Source organism: Sphingobium sp. KCTC 72723 (assembly GCF_014280435.1).
Lineage (GTDB): Bacteria > Pseudomonadota > Alphaproteobacteria > Sphingomonadales > Sphingomonadaceae > Sphingobium.
Genome location: NZ_CP060388.1, coordinates 2,141,956 through 2,167,845, shown reverse-complemented (window position 1 = coordinate 2,167,845; position 25,890 = coordinate 2,141,956). Strand labels below are relative to the sequence as shown.

At 62.9% G+C, this 25,890-nt stretch carries 20 protein-coding genes; 5 read left to right on the top strand and 15 right to left on the bottom strand.

Annotation, left to right across the window (positions count from 1 at the left end; translation table 11 throughout):
• The first annotated feature begins 207 nt into the window (after positions 1 to 207).
• Positions 208 to 2,931 (top strand): TonB-dependent receptor, encoded by a 2,724-nt coding sequence (locus SPBM01_RS10705; RefSeq protein WP_188065468.1) that lies wholly within the window; start codon positions 208 to 210, stop codon positions 2,929 to 2,931.
• A 112-nt stretch (positions 2,932 to 3,043) separates the two neighbouring features.
• On the opposite strand, the gene SPBM01_RS10700 is transcribed toward SPBM01_RS10705, so the two are convergent.
• From SPBM01_RS10700 to araD1, 14 genes are all read right to left on the bottom strand, one after another.
• Positions 3,044 to 3,337 carry a hypothetical protein gene (locus SPBM01_RS10700; RefSeq protein WP_262504398.1) on the bottom strand — a complete coding sequence of 98 codons (294 nt, stop codon included), beginning with the start codon at positions 3,335 to 3,337 and terminating at the stop codon, positions 3,044 to 3,046.
• Between the two features lie 71 nt (positions 3,338 to 3,408).
• Positions 3,409 to 3,939: a cytochrome C gene (locus SPBM01_RS10695; RefSeq protein WP_262504397.1), complete on the bottom strand. Its 531-nt coding sequence runs from the start codon at positions 3,937 to 3,939 to the stop codon at positions 3,409 to 3,411.
• 72 nt (positions 3,940 to 4,011) lie between these two features.
• On the bottom strand, positions 4,012 to 4,557 hold the full coding sequence (locus SPBM01_RS10690) for a methylamine dehydrogenase light chain (protein ID WP_188065467.1): 546 nt from the start codon (positions 4,555 to 4,557) through the stop codon (positions 4,012 to 4,014).
• 20 nt (positions 4,558 to 4,577) lie between these two features.
• Entirely contained in the window at positions 4,578 to 5,180 is a 603-nt protein-coding gene (locus SPBM01_RS10685) for a methylamine utilization protein MauD (RefSeq protein WP_188065466.1), read from the bottom strand.
• Between the two features lie 7 nt (positions 5,181 to 5,187).
• Positions 5,188 to 5,727, bottom strand: a complete 540-nt coding sequence (locus SPBM01_RS10680; RefSeq protein WP_262504396.1) for a MauE/DoxX family redox-associated membrane protein — start codon at positions 5,725 to 5,727, stop codon at positions 5,188 to 5,190.
• A gap of 2 nt (positions 5,728 to 5,729) precedes the next feature.
• Positions 5,730 to 6,905: an amine dehydrogenase large subunit gene (locus SPBM01_RS10675; protein ID WP_188065465.1), complete on the bottom strand. Its 1,176-nt coding sequence runs from the start codon at positions 6,903 to 6,905 to the stop codon at positions 5,730 to 5,732.
• A 115-nt stretch (positions 6,906 to 7,020) separates the two neighbouring features.
• Positions 7,021 to 7,695, bottom strand: coding sequence for a TetR/AcrR family transcriptional regulator (locus SPBM01_RS10670; protein WP_188065464.1), 675 nt, complete (start codon positions 7,693 to 7,695; stop codon positions 7,021 to 7,023).
• Positions 7,696 to 7,847: 152 nt separating this feature from the next.
• Complete coding sequence (locus SPBM01_RS10665) at positions 7,848 to 9,872, bottom strand: MGH1-like glycoside hydrolase domain-containing protein (protein ID WP_188065463.1); 2,025 nt, start codon at positions 9,870 to 9,872, stop codon at positions 7,848 to 7,850.
• Between the two features lie 114 nt (positions 9,873 to 9,986).
• Positions 9,987 to 12,809, bottom strand: coding sequence for a TonB-dependent receptor (locus tag SPBM01_RS10660; RefSeq protein WP_188065462.1), 2,823 nt, complete (start codon positions 12,807 to 12,809; stop codon positions 9,987 to 9,989).
• 253 nt (positions 12,810 to 13,062) lie between these two features.
• Positions 13,063 to 14,490 (bottom strand): glycoside hydrolase family 43 protein, encoded by a 1,428-nt coding sequence (locus tag SPBM01_RS10655; protein ID WP_188065461.1) that lies wholly within the window; start codon positions 14,488 to 14,490, stop codon positions 13,063 to 13,065.
• Between the two features lie 22 nt (positions 14,491 to 14,512).
• Complete coding sequence (locus tag SPBM01_RS10650; protein WP_410483056.1) at positions 14,513 to 15,526, bottom strand: arabinan endo-1,5-alpha-L-arabinosidase; 1,014 nt, start codon at positions 15,524 to 15,526, stop codon at positions 14,513 to 14,515.
• 166 nt (positions 15,527 to 15,692) lie between these two features.
• Positions 15,693 to 17,255: an alpha-N-arabinofuranosidase gene (locus SPBM01_RS10645; RefSeq protein WP_188065459.1), complete on the bottom strand. Its 1,563-nt coding sequence runs from the start codon at positions 17,253 to 17,255 to the stop codon at positions 15,693 to 15,695.
• A gap of 22 nt (positions 17,256 to 17,277) precedes the next feature.
• A complete protein-coding gene (locus SPBM01_RS10640; protein WP_188065458.1) occupies positions 17,278 to 18,204 on the bottom strand; it encodes a Gfo/Idh/MocA family protein in 927 nt (308 codons plus the stop codon).
• A gap of 5 nt (positions 18,205 to 18,209) precedes the next feature.
• Positions 18,210 to 19,202, bottom strand: a complete 993-nt coding sequence (araD1, locus tag SPBM01_RS10635) for an AraD1 family protein (protein WP_316725810.1) — start codon at positions 19,200 to 19,202, stop codon at positions 18,210 to 18,212.
• 194 nt (positions 19,203 to 19,396) lie between these two features.
• On the opposite strand from araD1, the gene SPBM01_RS10630 reads away from it, so the two are divergent.
• Positions 19,397 to 20,161 carry a FadR/GntR family transcriptional regulator gene (locus SPBM01_RS10630; RefSeq protein WP_188065457.1) on the top strand — a complete coding sequence of 255 codons (765 nt, stop codon included), beginning with the start codon at positions 19,397 to 19,399 and terminating at the stop codon, positions 20,159 to 20,161.
• A 100-nt stretch (positions 20,162 to 20,261) separates the two neighbouring features.
• Here the strand turns inward: SPBM01_RS10630 and SPBM01_RS10625 are convergent, their stop codons facing one another.
• A complete protein-coding gene (locus tag SPBM01_RS10625; RefSeq protein ID WP_188065456.1) occupies positions 20,262 to 21,569 on the bottom strand; it encodes a sugar MFS transporter in 1,308 nt (435 codons plus the stop codon).
• 120 nt (positions 21,570 to 21,689) lie between these two features.
• On the opposite strand from SPBM01_RS10625, the gene SPBM01_RS10620 reads away from it, so the two are divergent.
• From SPBM01_RS10620 to SPBM01_RS10610, 3 genes are all read left to right on the top strand, one after another.
• Complete coding sequence (locus SPBM01_RS10620) at positions 21,690 to 22,835, top strand: aldose epimerase family protein (RefSeq protein WP_188065455.1); 1,146 nt, start codon at positions 21,690 to 21,692, stop codon at positions 22,833 to 22,835.
• Between the two features lie 14 nt (positions 22,836 to 22,849).
• On the top strand, positions 22,850 to 23,707 hold the full coding sequence (locus tag SPBM01_RS10615) for an SMP-30/gluconolactonase/LRE family protein (protein ID WP_188065454.1): 858 nt from the start codon (positions 22,850 to 22,852) through the stop codon (positions 23,705 to 23,707).
• A 310-nt stretch (positions 23,708 to 24,017) separates the two neighbouring features.
• Complete coding sequence (locus SPBM01_RS10610) at positions 24,018 to 25,886, top strand: ABC-F family ATP-binding cassette domain-containing protein (protein WP_188065453.1); 1,869 nt, start codon at positions 24,018 to 24,020, stop codon at positions 25,884 to 25,886.
• Positions 25,887 to 25,890 lie beyond the last annotated feature (4 nt).

The window sequence follows — 25,890 nt, the reverse complement described above, 5'->3', positions numbered from 1 at the left end:
GGGTATCACGGTTACATCATCAATGCTGCGCCGTTGGGCGGCAGGCCCGGAGCCTATGGCGGTTCCGGTCGCGGGGGCGTGTGCCTTTGCGAAAGCCAAAGTGCAATGTGCCTGCAACGGCATGGCGCATTGCATCATAAACGCACGGGAAAACCGTGGGCGGGAGAGGAAAGAGAGGCTTCGTTTCTTCAGGGGGAGTCGTACAGAATGAAAGTCCAGTCTCGTCGCCGGTCGCAGCTGATGAAGATATTGGGGGTGACTACCATCCTGGCGGGGCTTGCCTCCTCCGGCTTTGCGCGTGCCGCAGAAGGCGCCGATCAGGCCGCCGTCGATCCGGCCTTGCCCGCCGCCGAGGATCAGGGGCTGGGCGAAATCGTGGTGACGGCAACGCGCAGCGCGCAGAGCATCCAGAAGGTGCCGATTTCCATGCAGGCGCTGGGCGCCGAAACGCTGGCCGAACGGCAGGTCAAGGGCTTGAGCGATTTCGCCGCCCTGTTGCCGTCGGTATCTTTCGAAGGGATCGGGCCGGGCCGCAACACGGCGTTTTTCCGTGGCATCGTACCGGCAGGCGGCGCTTATGCCTCGGTCGGCTATTATCTGAACGACATACCGATCACCGGGACCGAAGTGCCGGACATTCACGCCTATGATCTGGAACGGGTCGAAGCGCTGGCGGGGCCGCAAGGCACGCTTTATGGCGCAGGGTCGCTGGCCGGCACCATCCGCCTGATCACCAACAAGCCCAAGCTGGGCAAATTCGAATTCGGCTATGACGTCGAAGCCAATAAATATGGCAAGGGCGATTTTGGCGGCCAGATTGAATCCTACATCAACGTGCCGATGACCGACACTATGGCCGTGCGCGCGATGGGATATTATCGGCGCGATGGCGGCTATATCGACAACACGCCCAACAACGGCCTGCTCAACAATGGCGCACCGGCCGTCTACACGCTGGGCGACAATAATCCGGCGACCAGTTTCGCGCTGAACAATGCCGACATCGCCAGGGATGATTATAATACGATTCGGGAATTTGGCGGTCGGCTGCAATTGCTGTGGGAGCCGGTCGATGGCTGGTCAGTCTCGCCGGAAATCACGGCGCAAAAGCAGGTCGCCAATGGCTATTTCGGGTTCGATCCGCGCGTCGGCGACCTGGAAGTCCATGATTATGACCAGACCAAGAATGACGATCGCTGGTATCAGGCCGCATTGTCCATCCACGGCCATATCGGCGATTGGGACGTCGTGTCCGCCACCGGCTATTTCAAACGCCGCACGCGCACGCTCAACGACTATACCTATTATACCGTCACCTATGACGGGTTCGGCGCGGGTTATGATAGCTATCTGCAATTTTTCGACAATTGCACCGGGTCAGGCGCGGCGCAGAAATGTTCGCTGATCGACCCGACGCAATTTTATCATGCCGACACGCATCGCGACAAGTTCACGCAGGAATTGCGCCTGTCGACGCCCAAGGACTGGCCATTCGAATTGACGCTGGGCGGTTTCTACCAGCGGCAGAAGAATGAAACGAACACCTATTATTCGATCCGCGGGCTGGATAGGATTACAGGCTATACCGCGACCGGCGGCGGCGATGTGCCGGGCGGGCTGATCGGCGTGCCGGCGCGCTTTGGCATTGCGTATGATGACGACGGCAATCCGTTCTTCGACACCAGCGATATCATCAACCCCAACGGCAATCCGCTCGGCACGATGCTGCTGGGGACGCAGGCCGTGAAGGGTGATGGCTTCTACATCACCGAACAGAACCAGCTTTATCATGACAAGGCGATCTTTGCCGAGGGCCATTATAATATCACGCCCACGCTCAAGCTGACCGGCGGGCTGCGCTATTTCTGGACCGATTATGCCGTGAAGGGCTTTGCCGGTGTGGCGGGGTCCGCCGCTAACACCGTGACGTCGGTCTTTGTCCCCACCGGGGTAATGGGTTGTCCGACGCCGCTGCCCGCCGAACGGCTGCAATGTCTGAACACCAATTTCCGCGCCGCCGACCAGACCGGCCGTTACAAGGAAAAGGGCGAAACCCACAAGGTGGCGCTGGATTGGCAGTTCCAGCCGGACAAGATGGTCTATTTCAACTATTCGACCGGCTTTCGTCCCGGCGGGTTCAACCGGCCGTTGCGCATCCGCAATTTCGGCCCGGTCGATGTTGCGCCATTCCAGTCCGAAACGCTCACCAATTTCGAACTGGGGGTCAAGACGACGTGGAACAACATGTTCCGCTTCAATGCGGCGGTCTATTTCGAGAAGTGGAACAACATCCAATATGGCGTGGTGGTGTCGGGCGCGCAGGGCGCTGGCATGACCGGCAATGCGGGCAAGGCAGAGGTGAAGGGCATCGAATATGATGCCGACCTGAAACTGGGCAAATTTACGATCTCGACATCGGGCGCGTATAATGATGCGACGCTGAAGGGCAATTTCTGCAACTTCGCGCTGGACCGCACGACATCCACCATCTCTCAGCTGGCGACCTGCACGCTTGGACAGGATGTGCCGGACTCCAGCCCGCCCACGCCGCAGGTGGCCGCCGCAGATGGCACGCGCCTGCCGCGCCAGCCCAGGTTCAAGGGTACGACGTCGATCCGATACGACACCTATATGGGTGATTATGCGGCCTATATTCAGGGGGCTGCACTGTATCAGACCGGAGCGACGCAGGATCTGAACGTCGATAATAATACGCTGCTGGGCAATACGAAGGGCTTTATCAGCTTTGATTTTTCCGGCGGGATCAAGAAGGACAGTTGGAGCCTGACCCTGTTCCTGCAAAATGCCTTCGACAAGCGTGGCGAGTTGACGAAAAACACCTTCTGCTCGATCGATTTCTGTTCGGGATCGTCGCGGACCTTCGCCATCAAGCCGCAATTCTTCGGCGTCCGCTTCGGACAGAAATTCTAACGGATCAGGGGAAGGGTTGTTGTGCCGCCGTCGAGCCTTAACGGGGTTCGGCGGCGGTTTTATGGGGAGAGAATGGCCATCTCGTTATCGAACGCCGAGCGTGACTGGCCTTTTATGCCGGATCGGTCGACGGTGCGCCTAATGTGGCAGCGATCTGCTGTTCGGCCTGGGTCGCGTCCGCAATGAGCGTGCGCAATGCCTTTAAGGTATCTTCCAGAAGTCCTGCGCCGACGGGCCGCTCACCATTGATGAAGCGGCGGACGGCACGCTCGTCTATGCCAAGCCGCCGCGAAAAAGCCGTCGTGCCGCCAAATAGCTGAACGCAATAGGCAAAATGCTCGCTTGCCTCGTCCATCGAATCTGACACGGCCATCGCTTTTCCTTCTCGTTCGTTTCCGCCGGTCATAGGCGCCCTTGCGAACAAGGTGCAAATGAACAGTCTTTATAACGCCAATCTACCCGGATCCGCCCCTTACGCTACCCCTTCTGGCCTGGATAGAGCAGGCGCAGGGATGCAGGGGCTTTGCACTGACGGATCGCGGATTCGACGTGGCGGGCGCGTTCGGCTTTCAGGGATGCAGCAGACAGCGGGAATTGCCGTTCATGCGCGATTTCCTGCGCGGTGAAGGGCGCGGCGTTGGCAGGCGCGCTGGGACCGCCCAGGCCGAATATGACATAGTTCATCATATCGGCCAGTTGTTGCGGATCGCGGATGCGGCTGTGCGCGACATTGGGCAGGCGGATGAGATAGGCGCGCGCGGCGGGGGTGCAGAGGAACCAGCCGACCCGGCCGCGCAATTCAGGCAGCGCGGCAGGCGCGGTGCTGCCTTCCACCCCGTGGCAGCCCGCGCATTGTTCGACATAGTCGGCGCGGGCCATGGCAGAATCGGTAATGGCGGCGGGCAGCGCGCCCATGGGGGGCAGGCTGAGCGGGTGTTGCGCGGCATGGGTCAGCGTGGTGATGCCGAGCAGAAGCGACGCTGCATAGAGGATGGGACGCGCCCTCATGCGGAAAAGCGGAGGGAATCGACAGGCACGGCCCGAACGGATGGGGGGTGGAATACGCGCAATGCGGAGGGTTCAGCTCGCCGCGCCCACCAGCACGGCGGTGGAGCAATGATATTCCATGCTACTGGTGCCAAAGCACCAGATCACGTCATTATTGAGTTGCGGCATGTAAAGTTGTGTCTCACGGTCGGTATTGTCGCAGCCGCACTGGCCGCAGGCGGGTTTGCCGCAACAGTCGCGATAGGCGATCAGATAGGCCTTGCCATCGTCCGGGTTGATGCAGGTGCCGACCCAGGAGACGGGCGAGGGTTCTGCGCCGGGCGGGCAGCTATGGATGCCGCCGCCGCAACAGGTGCAAAGTGCGCCGTCGATGGCGCAATAGCGCCAATAGTCGCATTTGGTTTCGTCCTTCGTCTGCGCGGTGCGGGCGAAGAAGGTCTTGGTTTCGGGCGACCGGTCGGGCTTGGCCGCTTCGGCCCGGCTGACCGGCAGCAGCGGGAAAGCGGGCGCGGCGACCAGCACCGCCCCCAAGCGCGAGAGGATGGAGCGGCGCGAGGAGCCGCCTGCCAGTTTGCGCAGCAGCTTTTCGCCCATGGCGTCGGCGTTGAATTTGCTCATGATCTTGCCCCCGATTGCTCTTACGCGGCCTGCGCCTTCAGCCCGCCAATATAATCCTGCACCGTGCGCACGCCCATTTCATGCGCGACGATCAGGCTTTCGAGATGTTCGCGGCTGTTGACCAGCCCCTTGGACAAGATCGCCCCGTCCGCGTCTAGCAGCACCGCGAAGGGCAGCTTGGCGACGGCGAAAGCCTGACCCACTTCCGGGCCGTTGACGAAAGGATGGCCCTCCAACCCATGCTGCGCGATCATCGCGTGCTGGGCAGCGGCATCATCGTCACCAACGAAGGTCAGGGCGACTCGTTCGGCGCGGGCGAAGCTGGTCGCCATCGGGATCACTGCCTTGCACAACGGGCATTGCGCGGAAACGAACAGGAGCAGGCGCAGCGGCACGCCATGGGCATGGCCGCCAATGCTGACGGGCGCGCCGTCGAGCGTGCGGGCGGCAATCGCGCCGGTGGTGGCGCCCACTTCCGGGCCGCCGCTGGTGGCGAGCGCGCCTGCTGGCGCGACGCGGATGTGCAGCACGCCGACCTGCCGCGCCAGCGCGACCAGCGCGACGCCCAGTGCCAAGATGACGAGCCATGACAGGATTTGCGAGATGATGAGGGAGGTCAGCATCGGCGGATCATCTCCGGTGAAGGGGCGAGGCGGCAAGTGCGCCAAGCGACTGGAACAGGTGGCTTAGCAAGACGATGGCCAGCCCCATGGCGAGCGCGCTGGTGGTGTCGGGCAGCGAAAGGGGCGCGGGCATGAGCAAAGCGGGGGCGAGTAGCGCGGCCAGCGCCAGATTGCGCGCGACCAGCGGCCAGCCGATCGGGTGGCGCAGCGCGCCATGGCCGCAGCCACAGTCGATATGGCCGCGCCCGCGCCGGATATTGACGGCCATGGCGGCTGCAAACAGGGCGAGCAACAGCATCGCGGCGGCAGCGGCGAAAGGGGCAAGGCCGAGCAACAGCGCGACGCCGAGCGCCATTTCCACCAACGGCAACGCGCGCGCGGCGGGGGTGACGAGCGTGCCGGGCAACAGCCGGTAATTGGCGATGACGCCGGGCAGCAGCGCGCGGTGCCGCCACTGGTCCATGCCCGCGATCAGGAAGATCAGCCCCACGCCGAACGATGCGGCGCGCGCCACGATCGCCAGCAGCAGCATAGCCCCTTCGGCCATGGTCAGGATGGGTCCGGCACGGTGATGATGCCGCCGCCTGCCTTCTCGATCTTGTGCTTTTCCTCGCCCGTGGCGACGTCCAGCACCAGCGCCTCACCCTTTTCGCCGTTCATGTAGAGCAGCGGCTTATCCGTCTGGGACACTTCGATATTGTTCATCGGTTCCTTGAGCAGGAAGCGCTTGATGACTTTCTTTCCCGCGACGTCGACCTGCCACACTTCGCTGCCCGATGCCTTGTGCGACCAATATTCGCCCATGTGCATCAGGACGAACAGGGTGCCGCTGGGACGGTGGAGCGCCATCGGTTGCCGCCCGCCGGGATACCAGTTGAGTTCGAGCGGCTTGGTTTCGCCGACGCGGATGCCCGCCGCCGCCTGGATCGAGAAAGGCGCGGCGATGGTGGGCGACGCGCTGATCTTCGCGGTGATGACCTGGCCGGTATAGGTCAGGAAGGTGCTTTCCTGTTTCTTGCGGTCATAGGCGAAATTGTCGAAAATCGGGTCGTCGCTGGCCGAAAAGAAGGGCGCGCTGTGGGTGATGTCGGCCTTCGTCCCCTTGATCGCCACGGTGGCGAGCGAGCCGTCCGAGCAGAGCGCGGAAAAGCCGACGCCGCGATTGGGCATCATGCTGGCGCAACCGGGCAGTTCGATTGCAGTGACCAGCTTGCGCTTGACCAGATCGACCACGTTCACGCCGGAAGCCGGGCTGAAATCATAGACATAGGCAGTCTTGCCATCGTCGCTGATGATGAAATTATTCTTGCGCGCCCCGATCAGCAAGCGACCGGGCATGGCGATTTCGGTGACCAGGTCGAGCGTCTTGCTGTCATAGACGGTGACCATGTCCTGCCGCGTACCGCGATCGCCCTTGGACCAGATGGTTTCGGCGACATAATAATAACGGCCCGCCGGGTCGATCGCCATGTCGGCCAGGCGACGGGTTTCGACCATGCCCTTCATCTTGCCGGTTTCGCTGTCGAATATGCTGGTGCCGGGCATGTCCCAGCCGCCATCGACGAAGAACCATGTCGGCTTGGGCGGTTCGATGGTCAGCGTGTCGCTGGTTTCCGGCTCGATCGACGCGGTCGTATCCGCAGGTGCGGCGGCATGGGCCGGAACGGCGGCGCATAGGGTGAGGGCTGCGGCAAGCCGCAATGTAGCTGAAATAGCGCTCGACATGCTGGCTGATCCCCCTGTGCCTGCTGCGTCTGCACAAGGTTTGACAGCTGTCCAGAATTGGTCAAGGGGGCGGATGACGCAGGCGCAAAAAATCTTTGGCCAGCGGCCGGATGCGTCAGGCCGGTTCGGGGACTTTGCCGGGTGCAAGTGCAGCAATATCGCGCGATGTTGCGGTGCGGGCGAGCGCGACCAACGATTGCACCGCCAGCGCGGTGAATGCGGGCATCTTGTGCGCCCACGGCTTGCCATGGCCAAGGAATGGGGTGGCCCCTTCCATCGACGCGCTGATGAACAGGGCGACGGTGTGGACGTCGTCGGCGGACAGGCCCGGATTGATCGCCGCGACATAATCGCCAATCACGCCATGGACCCGTTCGTAAAAGGCGCGGACGCGGTCGGCGACGAAGGCGTTATGATTGGCCAGCGCCCATAGTTCGATGAACAAATGGGTGGTGCGTTTCGAGCCAATATCGTCCAGGCACAGAATGATGACGAGCTTCAATCGCTCCTCGGCAGTCAGGCCGGGTTTGCGCACCACATCTTCAAGTTGCGCGCCATAGCTGTCGACCAGATCGTCTAGCAGCACCTGAATCAGCATTTCCTTGCGCGGGAAATGATAGCTGACATTGCCGACCTTCATGCCGCAGCGGGCGGCGATGCGGCGGATGGTGAAACATTCCGCGCCCTCGTCAATCAACACGTCGAGCGCCGCCTTGAGGATGGCGTCGACCGTTTCGGAGCCGCGCGCATAAATGCCGGGGCGGGAAGGGGCGAGGAGAGTCTGCGTCATTTGGCGTATTGCGCAGTCTTATCACTTCGCGGGGTGCGCGCCTAGTGTCGTGCGCCGAATCGGAGCGGGTTGGATTTATAACTGATCTTGCGCAAGCCCAACCCCAACCCCTCCCGCAGGCGGGGAGGGCCAGCACAACCCGCTGCCGCCAGTCACTCCCCGAACAGCTTGAACTCCACCAACCGGGTCGCCTTGCCCCTGGGTTGGGTGAACAGCAGGCGGACTTTGCTGGTCGCGCGGGCGGGCCAGTGCAAGGTGGTGACGCCATTGGCGATCGGGCGGCTCGTCGGGGTGGCCAGATCCTGCCAACGCCCGTCTATCCAGCCTTGCACGCGGTAGGCGGCAGGCGCGGCGAAGCCCTTGCCATCGGCGAAGAAGGCCAGTTCCGCGCGCGCCAGCTCTACGGATTTGCCCAGGTCGATGGCATAATATTGTTCCGCCGGAGAGGGGGCGGACGACCAGCCATTGGGCAATTCGGGGAAAAACCATGTCCGCCCGTCAATGGCGTCATGGACATTTTCCGGGTCGGTGTTGCTGGAGGCAGAGGCGATCGGGAATTGCCCGCGCACCAGTTGCACCGCCCGGTTGATCGGGCGCGCTATGGCCGGGGTGTTGGCGCGGGGCAGGGGGATTTCGACGCGGCCCAGCGTGTCGCGGCGGGCAACTTCGCGGCCATCGACTTCGATCGCCAGCCCCTTGCCGCGCCGATAATGGTTGCCATCGGCATCCCATGTCACGGCGATCTTGTGGCCATGATAGGGAACGTCCTGCACCCGGAACCAGTCGAGCGATTGCGGGTCGGCTGCGTCAGGCAGCAGCGGGTTTACTTCCAGCACATCGTCGGCGCGGGGGCGGATGCCGACAAGGCCGGTCAGGATCAGGTCGTTGAAACCGGAATGGAAATAATGGTGGCTGCGATCCAGGCCGACGATCGGCTGGCCGGTTTCGGGGTGATAATCCTCCTCCAGGTCGAGGCGGCTCCCCTGATAATGAAGCGCAGCATATTGGCGCAGCAGGCGCATATAGGCGCTGCGCGTGACCGGGCCGGTATGGGTGCGATGGTCGAGCAGATTGGCCATGGCGTGCAGCACCTGCGTCGTCTGATAGGGCCAGATCGGGCCGTTCCACTGACATTCGGGGTCTTTGCCCAGATAGCGATACTGGCGCATATAATATTCGTAGCTGGCCTCCACCGTGCGCATCCCCGCCTTGCCCGCCAGCGACGCGGGGTCGAGCAGATGCGCCCAGGCGGCGGCATATTTCGCCTCATCGGGGACGATGTCGAACATCCAGGGGAGATAGCCGACCAGTTCGCGGTTGCGGATCGGCTGCCAGTAGCTGACAAATTCATTCTTGCGCGACTGGTGCCGGTCGATGAAGTGCGTGAGTTTCTCGCTCCACAGGTCGGCCAGCACCCGCTGTTGCAGGGCGTCGGCGCGGGTGGTGTAGGCGGCGGCCATGGCGGTGTCGCCGGTCAGCGTCGCCATCTTCGCGATCGCGCGGGCATTGGCGACCATGTAACTGTTGACCGAAGGGCGGAAGGCGTCGCCGCCCCGGAACCCGTCCCTGCCGCCCGAAGCGTCGATCGAGGAAACGGTATATTCGGTCGCGTCCAGCAGGGGTTCGACGAAATACAGCCCCTTGTCGAAGTCGAACTTGTCGTCCCACAATCGGTAGATATGGTTCATGACGGGCAGGTGGCGGACAGCACCGTCGCGGTCGCCATCGACCAGATAGCGGCCCCAGACCGAATCGGCCATATGGTCGGTAAAATGCCGGTCGTTGCCGCCGCTGGCATACATGAAGTTGATATAATCGTCGGCAAAGCGCCGGTCATTCAGCCAGCGCCCTTCGCCTAGATGAAAGCCGGTGGCGTCGTTCAGGCTGGCATAGGGATGGCGTTGCCAATCGACATCGTCGAGAAATTCGGTCGAGATATAGCCGTCCGCGCCCAGATCACGCTGATGCGCGCGATATAGCTGCCAGCGATAATAATAGACCGCGTCGATTTTCGGGTCGGCGGATTCGAAATAGGGGATGCGGTCGCGATACCAGGGCGCGTCATTGCCAAAGCGCGCGGTGGCGATGGCGGCGCGGTCCATGGCCGGTGGCGCAGGCGCCGCACCGATACCCAGCATCGCGGCCCCGGCCAGCAGCAGCATCTTCATCGCGCGCATCGCATCCTCCCGTCGTTCAAACAAAAATGGCGGCCGATCCGGGGTTGGAGAAAGACCCGAAACGACCGCCATATATATGGGACGCAGCGAGGAGACGCTGCGCCCCATGGGCACTCAGTCAAACTTGAAACGAACACCAAGGGCAAAGGTGCGGTCGATCAGCAGCGTGCTGGAGTTGAACTCGGTCGGATTGCCGACATCGCCGAACTTGTAATAATTTTGCTGCTTCGCCTTGGTGATGTTCACCGCGTCGAAGGTGATGCCAATATCCTCGTTCACGTTCAGGGTGAGCTGGAAGTCCAGGCTCTTTTCCGGCGCGCGCCACATGCCGATCGGGTTGGCGAAGGCGCGGGCTTCATTATTGTTCAGGAAGCCCTTGCGCCAGATATAGGACAGGCGGGCGCCGATCGGGCCTTTGTCATAGGCCAGCGTGGCGTTGTAGGACAGTTTCGACACACCGAAGAAGGCCGACTTGGCCGTGCCGGTAATTTCACCGGCATTGTTGACGACGGGGATCGTCTGTTCGGAATCCAGGATCGTCGCGCTGCCGGTGAAGCCCAGGCCATCCAGAACGGAAGGCAAGTAGGACGGGAAGTAGGTCAGCCCCAGCTCCAGCCCCTTGAGCGTGCCGTTCGACGCATTGGCCGGACGGGTGATGTTGAAAAATTCGGTATAGGTTTCGTTACGTGGCAGATAGTTGTTGGGAATGAATTCCCGCACGGTCAGCGGCACGACCAGGCCTTCGATCTTGCGGCGGAAGGCGGTGGCATAGATGGCGCTGTTGCGTTCGAAATACCATTCGACCGCCAGATCCATATTCTCCGACTTGGTCGCCCGCAAATTGGGGTTGCCCGAAGACCCGGTGCCAAAGCCGATGCGCGACAGATCGCCGCCCAGTGCCAGATTGGGGTTCAGGTCGCCAAAGGCCGGACGACGCAGCGTTTTGCCATAGTTGAACCGGATGCGCAGATTGTCGGTGATGGCGTAGCGCGCGGTAAAGGACGGCAGGAAATCGTCCGAACCAGTCGACACGCCGGTCCGCGCGAAATTGGCGCCACGGTCGAAATATTCATAGTCGGTGTCGATCGCGACATAGCGCACGCCGCCCTGAAGCTGGAGCGGACGCCCGAAAATCTCGACCTCTGCATCGGCTAAGACATAGGCGGCCAGATTGCTTTCCTTGATGCCGAATACGCGGCCAAAGCTGAGCTGATCCGACAGCAGCAGGCCGGGGGCGACACGACGATACAGGTTGCGGACGGCATCCTTGTCCATGCTGCGCGGATCGGCCAGCACCCAGCTGGTCGGTATATCCGCCCGGCCGTCGAAAAAGCCTTCGTTGGTGAAGGGGGTGCCTTCGCCAAAGGCGTCGAGCGTGACGCCAAGCCCGCCAGCGCCCTGATCGCGGACATAGCTGTCGGCCGAACGATTGTCATAGCGCCAGCCAGCCTTGATGCGGCGCAGGAAGCCTTCGTCCCACTTATATTCGCCGTCCAGCATCATCGTCAGCGCGCTGCCGGTGTTCTTGGTGCCGCTGTCGAACAGGTTGCCGACGGTCCACTTGGTCGCGTCGGTCAGGACTGCCTGATTGCCGAAGCTATAGGCGGGCAGACCGCCACCGGCGTTGAAGTCGACATCGATGTCGAGCGGACCGCGATCGGTGCGGATGGCAAAGAAGCTCGTTTCGTTCTTGCTGTCCTGATAGGCGATGTCGGCCGAAATCTTGCCGCTCTCGCCGACATTCCACTTGGCGTTGAGGGCATAGACATAGCTGTCGGTGCGGTTGGTCGCCATGTCGCCGCTGTTGAAGCCCGCGACCGCGCCGGCCCGACGCGACTTGATGATGTTGGTGCCGTCGAACAGTTCGAAGCTGTTGGCGACGTCGGTGGGCAGGTTGCCCCACCAATCAACGAAGCTGAAATGCAGGCTGTTGAACGTCTCGCCCTTGAACCCCGTGTAGAACACTTCGGCGGTATAGACCGAGCTGTCGTTCGGTGCCCATTGCAGCGCGGCGTTGATCGCCTTCCGATCGCGCTTGCCGTAGACATCGGATGCGATCACCGCGTCGCGCGACAGATAATAAGGGGTATTGACGCCATTGATGTTGAGCGTCGATCCCGGCGCGGTCGGCAGGCCCGCATCGAGGCCAGGCGTCCAGTTTTCGTTGGTGGCACCGGGGAAAATGCGCTGCAACGGCGTCAGGCCCGATCCGGCAGGCGGGGTTTCGGTGGCGAACGGCACCATGGCACCGGCCTGCAAATTCTGGTTGCGGAATTCGGCGCGGGTGTAGCTGCCATTCACCAGAAAGCCGATGTCGCCGATGCCGGTTTCCCAGCGATCGCTGACCAGCAGCGCGACGTTGGGATTATATTTGTCCGCCAGTTCCGAATAGACGCCGCGCGCCAGACCCGAAATGGTAAAGCCGTCAAAGTCGAGCGGACGACGGGTCTGCACGTCGATCTGGCCTGCAAGGCCGGTTTCCAGCTGATCGGCGGAACGGGTCTTGTAGACGTCGACCTGCTTGACGAGGTTCGCGGAAATATCCTGCAAGGCGAAGGACGTGCCAGCGGCGGTGAAGATGTTGCGGCCATTGAGCGTGGTCAGCGGATCGGTCAGGCCGCGAATGGTGATGGTCGCTGCTTCGCCGCCGGCCCGGTCGGTCACCTGGATGCCGGTCACGCGCTGGAGCGCTTCGACCACATTATTGTCGGGCAGCTTGCCGACATCTTCCGACACGATCGAATCGACGATCTGGATCGATTCCTTGCGGACATTCAGCGCGCCGACGATGGAGGCGCGCACGCCGGTGACGACGATGTCGGCAACTTCATCGCCCTGCGGAGCGACCGGCTGCGGCGCGGTTTGCGCGTGCGCGGTGCCAGCGAGCAACAGCGCGATGACGGATGTGGAACCGAGTGCGATTGGCTTGATGGCCATTTTTCAATCCTCCCCTGGAGCAGGCCCGTTGGCCTGTATTACTCAGACTAATTATTGCTCCGACAAATGAAGCGCAAGAGGGAATTTGGGGGTGGTTGACGCGATGGGGTGAAACTTGTGACAATAATGCCGCATCCCATGAAATCGCCGATTATCTTGCCCTGCCTTCTGGCCCTCTATCCGACAAAGGGCCGGTCGCTGCGTCGCGACCGGCCCTTTGCGTCATTTCATTTGTCGGACTGTGAAGGGGGCGTCAGTCCGCGCGCCAATGCGCCGTAGCGTCACGGCTGCGCACCAGCCGGATCTGGCCGCCCGCAATGCCGATCGTCTGCCCCGGTGCGGAGATGGCGGCGAAGCGGACAGTGCCGCCCTTGGCTTCGGTCAGCCGCACGAACTGGCTGCGCAGGGCGAAGTCCGCGCTCTTGCTGTCGGGTTGCAGCGTCAGCGACCCGTCCTTGCCCGCGACCAGATAATGGCCGGGCATCAGGATCGGGGACAGCATGACGCTCTGCTTGCCCGCACGGCCTGGAGTCTGGCGGAACTGGGTCTGGGAGAGCGCGGGGTTGCCCGCGACCAGCCTTGCCCCGTCATGCGCCAGCAGCAATTTGGGGTCGGTCGCCGATGCGAAGCGTTCGGGCAGCGGGCCGTTGCCCACCGGCACGCCGAAATCGGGCGTGCCATCGGCGGCATAGTAAAGCCGCTGGACGCGGGTGTGCCGGTCCGGGTTGAACAGCGGATCACCCTGAATCGCCTCATAATCGCGACCATGATAGACGAGGATGTCGCGCCCCTTTTCGTCCACCGTGAAACTGTTGTGGCCGGGACCATAGACGCTGGTCTGCCTGTTGGTGACGAATACCGGCTGGGGCGATTTGGTCCAGCTTTTGGCGTCCAGCAGGTCGGCATTTTCGTCGGCGGTCAACATGCCCAGGCAATAGCGCGCGTCAGTGGCGCTGGCCGAATAGGTCATGAACAGGCGGCCATTGCGGTGCAGGACGGCAGGCGCTTCTGCGACCTTGTAGCCGCGCACTTCCCAGTCGAGCGTGGGGACGGTCAGGCGCGTGGCCTTCCCCGCCAGCTTGAGCGGCGATTCCAGTTTGGCGATATAGAGATTGCTGTTCGTCTCGATCCCCGGCTCCTTCTGCGCCCAGGCGAAATAGCGCTGGCCCTTATGGACGAAGCTGGTCGAATCGAGGTTGAAACTGTCCCATGGTGCCTGAAACTGGCCCAGCAGCGTCCATTTGCCGGTCATCGGGTCCGCGCCGTCGCATATGACCGCATAGGTGCGGATGCGGAACACATCCTCGCCCCCGCCGCTGGGACCAGCGGCGAAATACATGATCCACTTGCCGTCGATCTGGTGCAGTTCGGGCGCCCAGATGAAGCCGGAGAGCGGGCCGGTCTTTTCATGCCGCCACAGCACCGCTTCGGTCGCGGTCGTCAAGCCCGCAATGGTTTTCGACCGGCGCAGCACCAGCCGGTCATATTCGGGGACGGAGCCGGTGAGGTAATAATAGCCATCGTCATGCCGGAAAACCTGCGCGTCGGCGCGGTTCTTGACGATCGGGTTTTGCGGCGCGGCGACGGGTGCCTCCGCCACTTTGGCGTGCGCGATCATCGGCGTGGCGGACAGGGCGGCACCACTGGCGATGAAGCCACGGCGGGACAGGTTGAAAGTCATGCGTTTCTCTCCGGTCGGTGCATCAATATTGCGCTTGCGGCCATCCGTCCGCGCCCCAGCGGACCGGCGCGATCCGCAGGGTGGGGGTGCCGTTAGATTGCTTGTCATAGGCGTGATAGACGACATAATCCTTGCCATCCCGATCATGCAGCCATCCGGCGTGGCCGGGACCACGGAAGCGCTGTTCCTCCTGCAAATCCGCGCGCAGGAATATGGATCCGCCGCCTTCCATCATCGGGCTGCCATCCTTGCCCAGATAGGGTCCGGTAATCGCCTTCGACCGGCCGATGACAGTATAATAGGTGCTGGCCGCGCCTTTGCAGCAATAATCATAGGACGCCATCAACCAGTAATAGCCGCCATGGTCGATGATGAAGGGCGCTTCGACCGGGGCGGGGCCACCGGCGGGGGCAGGGCGGCGGGCGATGGAAACGGGCTTGGCCTTCGCATCCTTGGGCTTGCCGCTCTTTGGGTCCAGTTCGAACAGTTTGAGGCCCGTCCAGAAGCTGCCGAGCGAGAGCCAGTGGCGGCCTTCCCGGTCGATGATGAAATTGGGGTCGATGGCGTTATAATCATCGCTCTTGGTGGACATGACCACCAGCCCCTCGTCGCGCCACTTATAATCGGCCGCCTTGGGGTCGAGCGTCGGGCTGGTGGCGAGGCCAATCGCCGACCGGTTCGATCCGAAGGTGGAGACGGAGTAATAGAGGCGATAGCGGCCATTCACTTGGGCAATGTCGGGCGCCCACATGCCATTGCTGCCCGGAATCGCGGCCTTCGCCCAGTCGGGCAGCGCGGTAAAGACCGGCGCGCCTGCGGTCCAGTGGACCAGATCGGGCGAGGTGCGGGTTTCGATCAGCCGCTGGCCATGGCCGGTGCTGAACACATGATAGGTGTCGCCCTGACGGATGATGACCGGGTCATGAGTCGGTGTCAGGTCGCCGGTCAGGCGGCTGTTGAGCGTCGCGCTGGCAGGTGTGTCGGCTTGTTGCGCGCATACAGGGGCGGCGAGAAGGGCAAGGCCCAGTCCTGCCATGATCGTCGGTCGTCTCACGCGCGCCTCTCCAATTTTACACTCCGTTCTCCCGCGCAGGCGGGAGTCCAGTTCCACGGTTTCGACTGGACTCCCGCCTGCGCAGGAACACGGCATCCCCAAAGGATTGGAGCGGGCGGCGATTCCACCCTCCGCCCGCTCCAAACTCTTATTGCAACTCCAGCACCACCACCGACTTGGGCGGCAATGTGACGCTGAGCGTCGCACCGCTGACCTGCGCGCCGGTGAAGGCGACCGGCTTGACGGTTTCGGGCGCATCGAATGTATTGTGCGCGTTGATCGCCGATGCGGTCAGGATGCGGCCGGTGACAGTCGCGGCGTTCAGCCCGTCCAGCTTGACCGTGACTGTGTTGGGCTGGTTCGGGTCCAGGTTGGACAGGCCGACATGGACCTTGCCATCCTTGCCCCGGACCGCCGATCCGCTGACCGCAGGCATCGACCATTTGTCCTTGTTATACCAAGGCGTGTCGATGCTGATCGGCAGCACGGTCGCGTCCTGCCACGGCTTGTACATTTCAAACACATGATAGGTCGGCGTCAGCGCCATCTTCTTGCCATCGGTCAGGATCATCGCCTGCAACACGTTCACCATCTGGGCGATCGCGGTCATCTTCACCCGGTCGGCGTGCTTGGCAAAGATGTCGAGATGGACGGACGCGACCAGCGCGTCGCGCAGCGTGTTCTGCTGACGCAGGAAGCCGGGGTGCGTGCCTGGATCATCGGCATACCATGTCCCCCATTCATCGACCGCCAGCCACACTTTCTTGGCCGGATCATATTTGTCCATGATCGCACTATGCTTGGTGATGAGGTCGTCCATGTGCAGCGCTTCGGACAGGGTGTTGGCCCATGCCGCTTCGTCGAACATGGTGGACGACGCACGCGGCGGCCAGGAACCGGGGATGGTGTAATAATGGAGCGACAGCGCGTCGAGCTGACCGCTGGCCACCTTCATCATCGTTTCGGTCCAGTTATAATCGTCGACATTCGCGCCCGCCGCGATCTTCATGATCTTGGTGCCGCGCGGTGCCTTGATGAACGTGGCGTAACGGCGGGTCAGGTCGGCGGCATATTCGGCGCGCATATTGCCGCCACAGCCCCACAATTCATTGCCGACGCCGAAATAGGGAACCGCCCATGGCTCCTTATGCCCGTTCTTTGCCCGTTCGTCGGCCAGCGTGCCGGCGGGCGAGGTCATATATTCGACCCACTCGGCCATCTCCTGCGGCGTGCCATTGCCGACATTGCCCGCGACATAGGCTTCCGCGCCGATCTGGCGGACCAGTTCGAAAAACTCATGCGTGCCGACGGTGTTCGGCTCGGTCACGCCGCCCCAATGGGTGTTGATCTTGACCGGCCGCTTGGCCTTGCCGCCAATCCCTTCACGCCAATGATATTCGTCGGCAAAGCAGCCACCGGGCCAGCGCACGACGGGGACGGAGAGATTGCGCAGCGCCGAAATCACGTCATTGCGAAAACCGTTGGTGTTGGGGATGGACTTATCATTGCCCACCCACAACCCACCATAGATGCCGTTGCCCAGATGCTCGGCAAATTGGGTGAAGATGCGCTTGTCATAGACCGGGCCGGGCTTGGCCGCGTCGATGGTGGCGGTCGTGGGCTTGCCGTCGGTGTCGGCATGGGCGCTGGTCGCCAGCGCACTGGCGCACAGCAACAGCGCAGCCGTGGTGCGGCGCAGAGTTTTTATCATATCGTCCTCTCCCTAGTGGAAATCAGTCGTGGAAAGCGTCGGTCGGTTCGCGCCGTCCGCGCAGGAAGGCGTCGGCGACCAGCCGCAGCGGGCTGGTATCCACATCGCTGCGCCCGCCCCGGATCAGGGTGGCAAAGCGGCTGTAAAGGCCGGGATATTCGACATCCTCGCCATGTTCGGTGCCGCTGGGCAGCGTCAGCACCGCGCCCCCCTGCGACAATTTGAGCGTGCCTGCGTCGGTTTCGACACTGATGTCCCAGCTTTGCGGGCCGGTCTGCCGCCAGTCGAGATCCATGTGGATCGGCGCGCCGCCGGTATCGCGGAAATGCAGGTCGGCGGCGATCGGCGCGGCGCGATTTTCGGGCAGCACCAATGTCGCGTCCTTCAGGAAGAAGGGGCGCGGCAGGATATGGGTTACGATGGACAGCGCATTGATCCCCGGATCAAACACGCCAAGGCCGCCGGGTTGCCAGATCCACGCCTGACCCGGATGCCAAACGCGCACATCCTCCCGCCAGACGATCGACACTTTCTCGATTTTTCGCTCGGCCAGCCATGCGCGGGCGGGCGCGACGCCAGCGGCAAAGCGGCTATGCCAGGCGGCAAACAGGCTGGCATCGACCTTTTCCGCCTGCGCCTTCAACGCCGCGACTTCGGCCAGCGTCGCGCCGGGCGGCTTTTCCAGAAAGACGTGGATGCCCTTCGCCAGCGCCTGCGCCGCCAGGTCGTAACGGACCTGCGGCGGGGTGCAGAGCGCGACGGCATCGACAGCCGGACCCTGTGCCAGCAGCGCGTCGAGGCTACCCAGATGCGGCACGCCCGTCAGGCCCGCATCATGCGGGCTGACGGTCGCGGCCAGGCTGAACGCGCTGTTGCCCCGGATGGCCGGGACATGCTGGTCGCGCGCGATCTTGCCGATGCCGATGATCGCGATACGGATCGGGTCCATGGCGTTCAGAGCGCCTTGACGGCCACTTCGACAGAAGCGGCGCGCTTCAGCGGATTGCGCACCGGCAAAGTGAAGGGCGCGGCGAGGATTTCGAACACATCGCCTTCCTGTGGCACCACGCCATCGCTGAACGAGAGTGTCGCCGTGCCGAAGAAATGGACATGCACGTCGCCGGGGCGGCGGAACAGGTCATATTTGAAATGATGATGTTCCAGATTGGCAAAGCTGTGCGACATATTGCCTTCGCCCGACAGGAACGGCTTTTCCCAGATCGTTTCGCCATCGCGCAGGATGCGGCTGGACCCTTCGATATGTTCGGGCGGTTCCCCCACCAGCAATTCCGGGCCAAGCGCGGCCTGACGCAGCTTGCTATGTGCCAGCCACAGATAATTGTGCCGCTCGGTCACATGGTCCGAAAACTCGTTGGCAAGGGCCAGACCCAGGCGATAGGGGGTGCCATCCTCGCCGATCAGGTAGATGCCCGCCAGTTCGGGTTCCTCGCCGCCATCCTTGGCAAAAGCGGGCATGGTCAACGGATCGGTCGGCCCGACCAGCTGCGATCCGTCGCCCTTGTAGAACCATTCGGGCTGCTGCCCCGCAACGCCGGGCGCGGGCTTGCCACCCTCCAGCCCTTCCAGAAACATGCGCATCGAATCGGTCTGCTTTTCGACGGCGGCAGCTTCCCGGTGCATCTTGTCGCGCCCCTCGGCAGAACCAAGGTGGGTCAGGCCAGTGCCGGTCAGCAGGATATGGGCGCCATCGTCATGATCGATGGGGGCGAGCAGGCGGCCCGCTTCATATTCGGCGGCAATGTCCACGGCGTTGCCCGCGCCAGCGGCATCGACGGCGGCGGTCAGGCTGATGCCCTGTGCGATGGCGTGCAGCGCCAGCGCGCGGATCGACGCGAAGCCGGGGACGAAAACAGCGGTGTCGCCCCGTGCGGCGATGACGCCCCGTTCGCCGCTTTGGCCAAGGTGCTGCAACAGGCGCAATGTCATGAAAATCTCTCCTCCCGCGCGCCATGATCAGCGCTGGTTCCTGAACCGGGGCGAACAGCCGGGCGCACCCGGTTGTGACGCCGGGTGGCGGTGAATCTCCCAATTACTCCGACATATTACAGGATGATGGTAATGGCAATGCTTGTATTCTAGAGGATGTTGTGCCTGATTGGTTGCGGGCGAGAGGAACGGGAATGGGACAGGAAAATCCGTCTTTGCACGGGGATGGGGCGGAGAAGGGGATAGTGGGCAAGGCTGCGCGCGGTCCCGGCAGGCGGTTGCACGGCGCGATCGCGCACAAGCTGGGTACGGCGATCTTGTCCGGCCAATATGCGCCCGGCGACGTGCTGTCGGGCGAAGTCGCCTTTGCCGAGGAACTGGAAGTATCGCGCAGCGCCTATCGCGAAGCGATTCAGGTGCTGACCGCCAAGGGACTGGTGGAAAGCCGCCCCAAGGCGGGAACGCGGGTGCTGCCCCGCACCCGATGGAACCTGCTCGATCCCGAAGTCCTCGCCTGGGCCTTTGCCGGGGAACCGGACATTCAGTTCGTGCGCGACCTGTTCGAATTGCGCGCCATCGTCGAACCGGCCGCCGCGCGGCTGGCCGCGATACGCCGAGACAAGGATGATCTGCGCATCATGAAGGATGCGCTGGCCGCCATGCGCCGCCACACGCTGGCGACCGAATTGGGGCGGGCGGCGGATCGCGATTTCCACAATGCGATATTGAACGCGACCCGCAACGACGCGCTGCTGGTGCTGTCCGCCAGCATCGGCGCGGCGGTCAATTGGACCACCCAATATAAACAACGCGCCCGCGCCCTGCCACGCAACCCCATCCCCGACCATGTGCGCGTTTACGACGCGATTGCGGCGGGCGATGCGGCGGCGGCGGCGGAGGCGATGGGCGTGCTGGTCGACCTGGCGCTGGAAGATACGGCCAGCGCGATGGGGGGATGACTTTGATCCTCCCCCGCGAGGGGAGGATTATTTGACAAAAAAGGGCCGGAGCGAACATGCCGCTCCGGCCCTTTTGCCGTCCAAAGTGCGACCCTTGGCGTTATTCCGCGACTTGCTGATCGGGCAGCGCGTGGGTCGTTTTCGACCCCCACAGCGCGTAGAACAGGATGTAGAGTTCGCACACGGCCGTCAGCAGGAACGACCATTGCAGGCCATAGCTGTCGGCCAGCCAGCCCTGCACCACCACCAGCGCGCCACCGGCGATCGCCATGATGAGCAGACCGGAGCCTTCCTCGGTCAGCGGCCCAAGCCCCTTGATGCCCAGCGTGAAGATGGTCGGGAACATGATCGAGTGGAACAGGCCCACGAGGATCAGCGCCCACATCGCGACCGGCCCGGTGGTGAACACGGTGACGATCATGACGATGAACGCGCCGATCGAGAAGGCGGCCAGCACATTGCCCGCATCGAATTTCTGCATGATCGCGGAACCGGCAAAACGGCCGACCATCATCCCGCCCCACAGGAAAGTGAGGTAGCGTCCGGCCTGTTCGTGGGTCAGGTTGGCGATGTCGGGCTGGCTAACGAAATTGACGAACAGGTTGGCGACGCCGATTTCCGCGATCAAATAGATGAAGATCGCGGGAATACCGAACACTAGGTTGCGGTGGTTCCAGAGCGAGTGCTTCTTGCGCTCTTCCTTGTTGTGGCGCGACATGGCGTTGCCCATGGCGGGCAGGGGGAAGCGGGCGATGATGACGGCCAGCACCACCAGCACGATCGCCACCAGCACATAGGGCAGGATGACCGATTGCGCGTCGGCCAGCCGTTCGGCCTGTGTCAGGACGATCTCGCCCTGCGCGGTGCCGCCCTTCGACCGGCCCAGGATCAGGTAAGCGCCGAACAGCGGGGCCAGCATGGTGCCTGCCGAGTTCATCGCCTGCACCAGATTGAGGCGCGAGGAGGCGGTTTCGGGCTTGCCCACGACCGCGACATAGGGGTTGGCCGCGACCTGCAACAGCGCAATGCCGCACGCGATGACGAACAGCATGACCAGCGTCACGCCATAGGAGGGTATCGATGCTGCCAGCGTCATGCCCAGCGCACCTGCCGCGATGATCAGCAGGCCAACGACCAGCGCCTTTTGATAGCCGATCCGCTCGATCAGCTTGGCCGATGGAATGGAGGCGACGAAATAGGCAATGAACCACACCGATTCGATCAGCGTCGTCTGGGTGTAGCTAAGGTCGAACACGCTGCGCAGATGCGGCAGCAACGTGTTGTTGATGACCGTGATGAAGCCCCACATGAAAAACAGGCTGGCCAGCAGCCCAAGGGCCGGGCCGTAGCGCGTTGCGGGATTATGCGTCACCGTTGGCGCGGCGGTCGAGGAAACTGGTCCTGCCATTCATCCGTCTCCGTAAGAAGTCCAGTGCGGCACACCCCATGGGGGTTGCATCCGCTTATTTTGTCGGAGTATATCCACCGAAACCACCCGTCAATGGGTGTAGGTTACGAGAGGAAGTCCATGCGAAAGGTCGTCGATTTGAAAACAGCGTTGTCATACGCGCTGGCGGTTGCGCTCGCAAGCGGAACGGCGCTGGCGGCAGAGGCCAGCCGTGCGCCTGCGGGGAGCGCCAATGGCACGGCGGTAGAGACGATCACGTTGAAGAACGGCGCGGGCGTGTCGGCAAAGATCCTGACCTATGGCGCGACGCTGCAATCGCTGTCAGGCCCCGGCAAGGACGGCGCAATCGCCGACGTGCTGCTGGGCTATGACGACCTGAAATCCTATGTCGACTATCCCAATTATTTCGGCGTGACGGTGGGCCGCTATGCCAATCGTATCGCAGGCGGGAAGTTCATGCTGGATGGCAAGGCGTATCAGCTGCCGCTCAATGACAAGGTCAATACGCTGCATGGCGGGGGCAAGGGCTTCGACAAGCAGGTGTGGAAGATCGTGTCGATCAAGAGCGGCCCGGTGGCCACGCTGGTCCTGTCGCTGACCAGCATGGACGGCGATTCGGGCTATCCGGGCAAGCTGGACACGACCGTCACCTATACGCTGGACGAAAGCGGCAATCTGGGCATCGCGTTCGACGCAAAGTCGGACAAGCCCACCATCGTCAACATGACCAACCATGCGATCTTCAACCTGGCCGGTGAAGGTTCGCCCGATGGCGCGCTGGGCCATATGCTGACGATCCCGGCCAAGGCCTATACGCCGGTGGACGCCGCGCTGATCCCGACCGGCGAATTGAAGCCAGTCGCAGGCGGCGTGTTCGATTTCCGTAAAGCCCGCCGCGTGGCCGATGGCATCCGCGACGGGCGCGATCCGCAGATCGTCGCCGGGCGCGGCTACGACCATAATTGGGCGCTGGACAAGGGCGTCACCAAAACCCCGGAACTGGCCGCACGGCTGGAAGACCCGGTGTCTGGTCGCGTGCTTGAAGTGCTGACGACCGAACCGGGCGTGCAATTTTACGCGGGCAATTTCCTCGACGGCACGCTGGTCGGCAAAAGCGGGCATCTCTACCGCATGGGCGACGGCATCGCGCTGGAGCCGCAGAAATTCCCCGACGCGCCCAACAAGCCGACCTTCGTGTCGGCGCGGGTCGATCCGGGCAAGCCCTATCATCATGCGATGGTCTATCGCCTGTCCGTCAAGCGCTGAACGGGGGCGGGGCTATGACGCAATGGCGGATGATCGAGCGCGGCGTGGCCGACATATTGGGCGAAGGCACATTATGGTCGGCGCGCGACAATGCCGTCTATTGGGTCGATATTCTTGCCCCCGCGCTCAACCGGCTGTCGCTGGGCGATGGCCGGGTCCAGCGCTGGGCGATGCCCGAACCGTTGGGCTGGATCGCCGAGCGCGAACGGGGCGGCTTTATCGGCGGGTTCAAGAGCGGCTTTGCCGACATCAGCCTCGATCCGCTGGTCATCACCCCGTTCGGCGACCCCGAACCGCACTACCCCGGCAACCGGATGAACGATGGCAAGGCCGATGCGCAGGGCCATGTCTGGTGCGGGACCATGGATATGGAGGAGGAGCGGGTGCGCGGCGCACTTTATCGCCTAGCCCCCGACAGGACATGGACGCAGGTCGACAGCGATTATCGCGTCCCCAACGGCCCGGCTTTCTCCCCCTGCGGTCGCTGGCTCTATCATAGCGATACTGCGCGCCAGCAAATGTTCCGCTTCACCCGGACGGCGGATGGCGCGACGGATCGTCAGCCCTTCATTCGCTTCACCGATGAAGATGGCTATCCCGACGGGATGACCGTGGATGCCGATGGCCATATCTGGGTCGCGCATTGGGCCGGGTCGCGGATCAGCCGCTTCACCCCCGATGGCGTGCTGGACCGTTCCATTGCCCTGCCCGCGCGGCAAGTGACCAATATCTGCTTTGCCGGGCCGGACCTGGACCGGATGTTCGTGAGTTCGGCCGCCGAAGGGCTGGACGATGCAACCCCTTATGATGGCGGCTTTTTCGAAGTCGATTGCGGCGTGCGCGGCCTGCCGACGCATCTTTACGCGGGCTGAAATCGCCCCCCGATAGGCCATGAGGCGCGGTTGCCGACCGGCGATCGCGCCTTTTGCGTTTTCTGGCATAGGATCGACAAAACAGGGTTGCGCGGCGCGCAGGAATCTGTTTAATCGCCTGAGACAGCGTTGTCATGCCCTCTCCAAGTCGGACAGCGCTGTGATCCCGAACAGCTTTTTGGCGAACTGCACGCGCCATATGCTGTTCGGGATGACCCTTCCCCCCACATCGCTGCTTGTGTCGCTGCCCATTTGCAATGGCGATGTCGCGCCCCCTTTCTTATGCGCGGCATCCTGCTAAAGCGCGGCCATGCTCAATCTGAACGGTATCACCGTGCGCCTCGGCGGCCGCACCATCCTCGACCGCGCCAGCGCCGCGCTGCCCCCGCGCAGCCGCGTCGGCCTGATCGGCCGCAACGGCGCGGGCAAATCCACGCTGATGAAGGTCATGATCGGCCAGTTGGACCCCGATGACGGCAGTTGCGACATGCCCCGCGACACGCGCCTTGGCTATATCGCGCAGGAAGCGCCCAGCGGCACCGCCACCCCGTTCGACACGGTGCTGGAAGCGGACAAGGAACGCGCCGAATTGATGGCGGAGGCGGAACATACCGAAGACCCCGATCGCCTCGGCCATATCTATGAGCGGCTGACCACGATCGACGCCTATACTGCGCCTGCCCGCGCCGCCCGCATCCTCGTCGGCCTCGGCTTTGACGAGGAAATGCAGGGCCGTCCGCTCGACAGCTATTCGGGCGGGTGGAAGATGCGCGTCGCGCTGGCGTCGCTTTTGTTCTCGAACCCGGACCTGCTGCTGCTCGACGAACCGTCGAACCATCTCGATCTGGAAGCCACGCTGTGGCTGGAAAATTTCCTGAAGGCCTATCGCGGCACCGTGGTCGTCATCAGCCATGAACGCGACCTGCTGAACAATGTCGTGGATTATATCCTGCATCTGGAAGGGGGCAAGGTCACCCTCTATCCCGGCGGCTATGACGCCTTCGAGCGGCAACGCGCCGAACGACTCGCCCAGCTCGAATCGGCCCGCACCAAGCAGCAGGCGGAACGGGACAAGTTACAGGACTATGTCGCGCGCAATAGCGCCCGTGCTTCGACCGCCAAACAGGCGCAGTCGCGCGCCAAGGCGCTGGCCCGGATGCAGCCGATTGCCGCTGCGATCGAAGACCCGACGCTGCATTTCGGTTTTCCCAGCCCCGCCGAACTGCGCCCACCACTCATCACCATGGACATGGCGGCGGTCGGCTATGGCGACACGCCGATCCTCAAGCGCATCAACCTGCGCATCGACCCGGACGACCGGCTGGCGCTGCTGGGTCGCAACGGCAATGGCAAGACGACGCTGGCCCGCCTCATCGCCGCGCAACTGACGCCGATGGAAGGCGAAATGGCTTCCTCGCCCAAGATGAATGTCGGCTATTTCACCCAATATCAGGTGGAGGAACTGGACGTTACCGACACGCCGCTGGAACATATGACGCGCGTGATGAAGGGCGCGACGCCGGGCGCGGTGCGGGCGCAACTGGGCCGGTTCGGCTTTTCGGGCGAGCGCGCGGTGCAGAAGGTCGGCAGCATGTCGGGCGGCGAGCGCGCCCGCCTCGCGCTGGCGCTCATCACCCGCGACGCGCCGCATATGCTGATCCTGGATGAACCGACCAACCATCTGGACGTCGATAGCCGCGAAGCGCTGGTGCAGGCGCTCAACGATTATTCGGGCGCGGTCGTCATCGTGTCGCATGATCGGCACATGATCGAACTGGTCGCCGACCGGCTGGTGCTGGTGGATAATGGCACGGCGCAGCCCTTCGACGGGTCGCTGGACGACTATACCGACATCATCCTGCGCAAGACCGACGGCAACAGCAGCGGCGGCGACGCGCCCAAGGTGGATCGCAAGGCCGACAAGCAGGCCGCCGCGCAATGGCGCGAACGGCAGAAGATCTTGAAGAACGCGCTCAACAAGGCGGAACGGGATATGGCAGCACTCGCCGCCGAACGCGCCCGCATCGACACTGCGCTGACGGACCCCAAAAAGGCGACCGGCGCGGAAGCGAGGATGAACACCAGCGACCTGATGGTGAAGCGCGCGGCAGTGGAAAAGAAACTCGCCGCCGCCGAAGAACTATGGATGGTGGCAGGCGCAGCGCTGGAGGCAGGCTGATCCC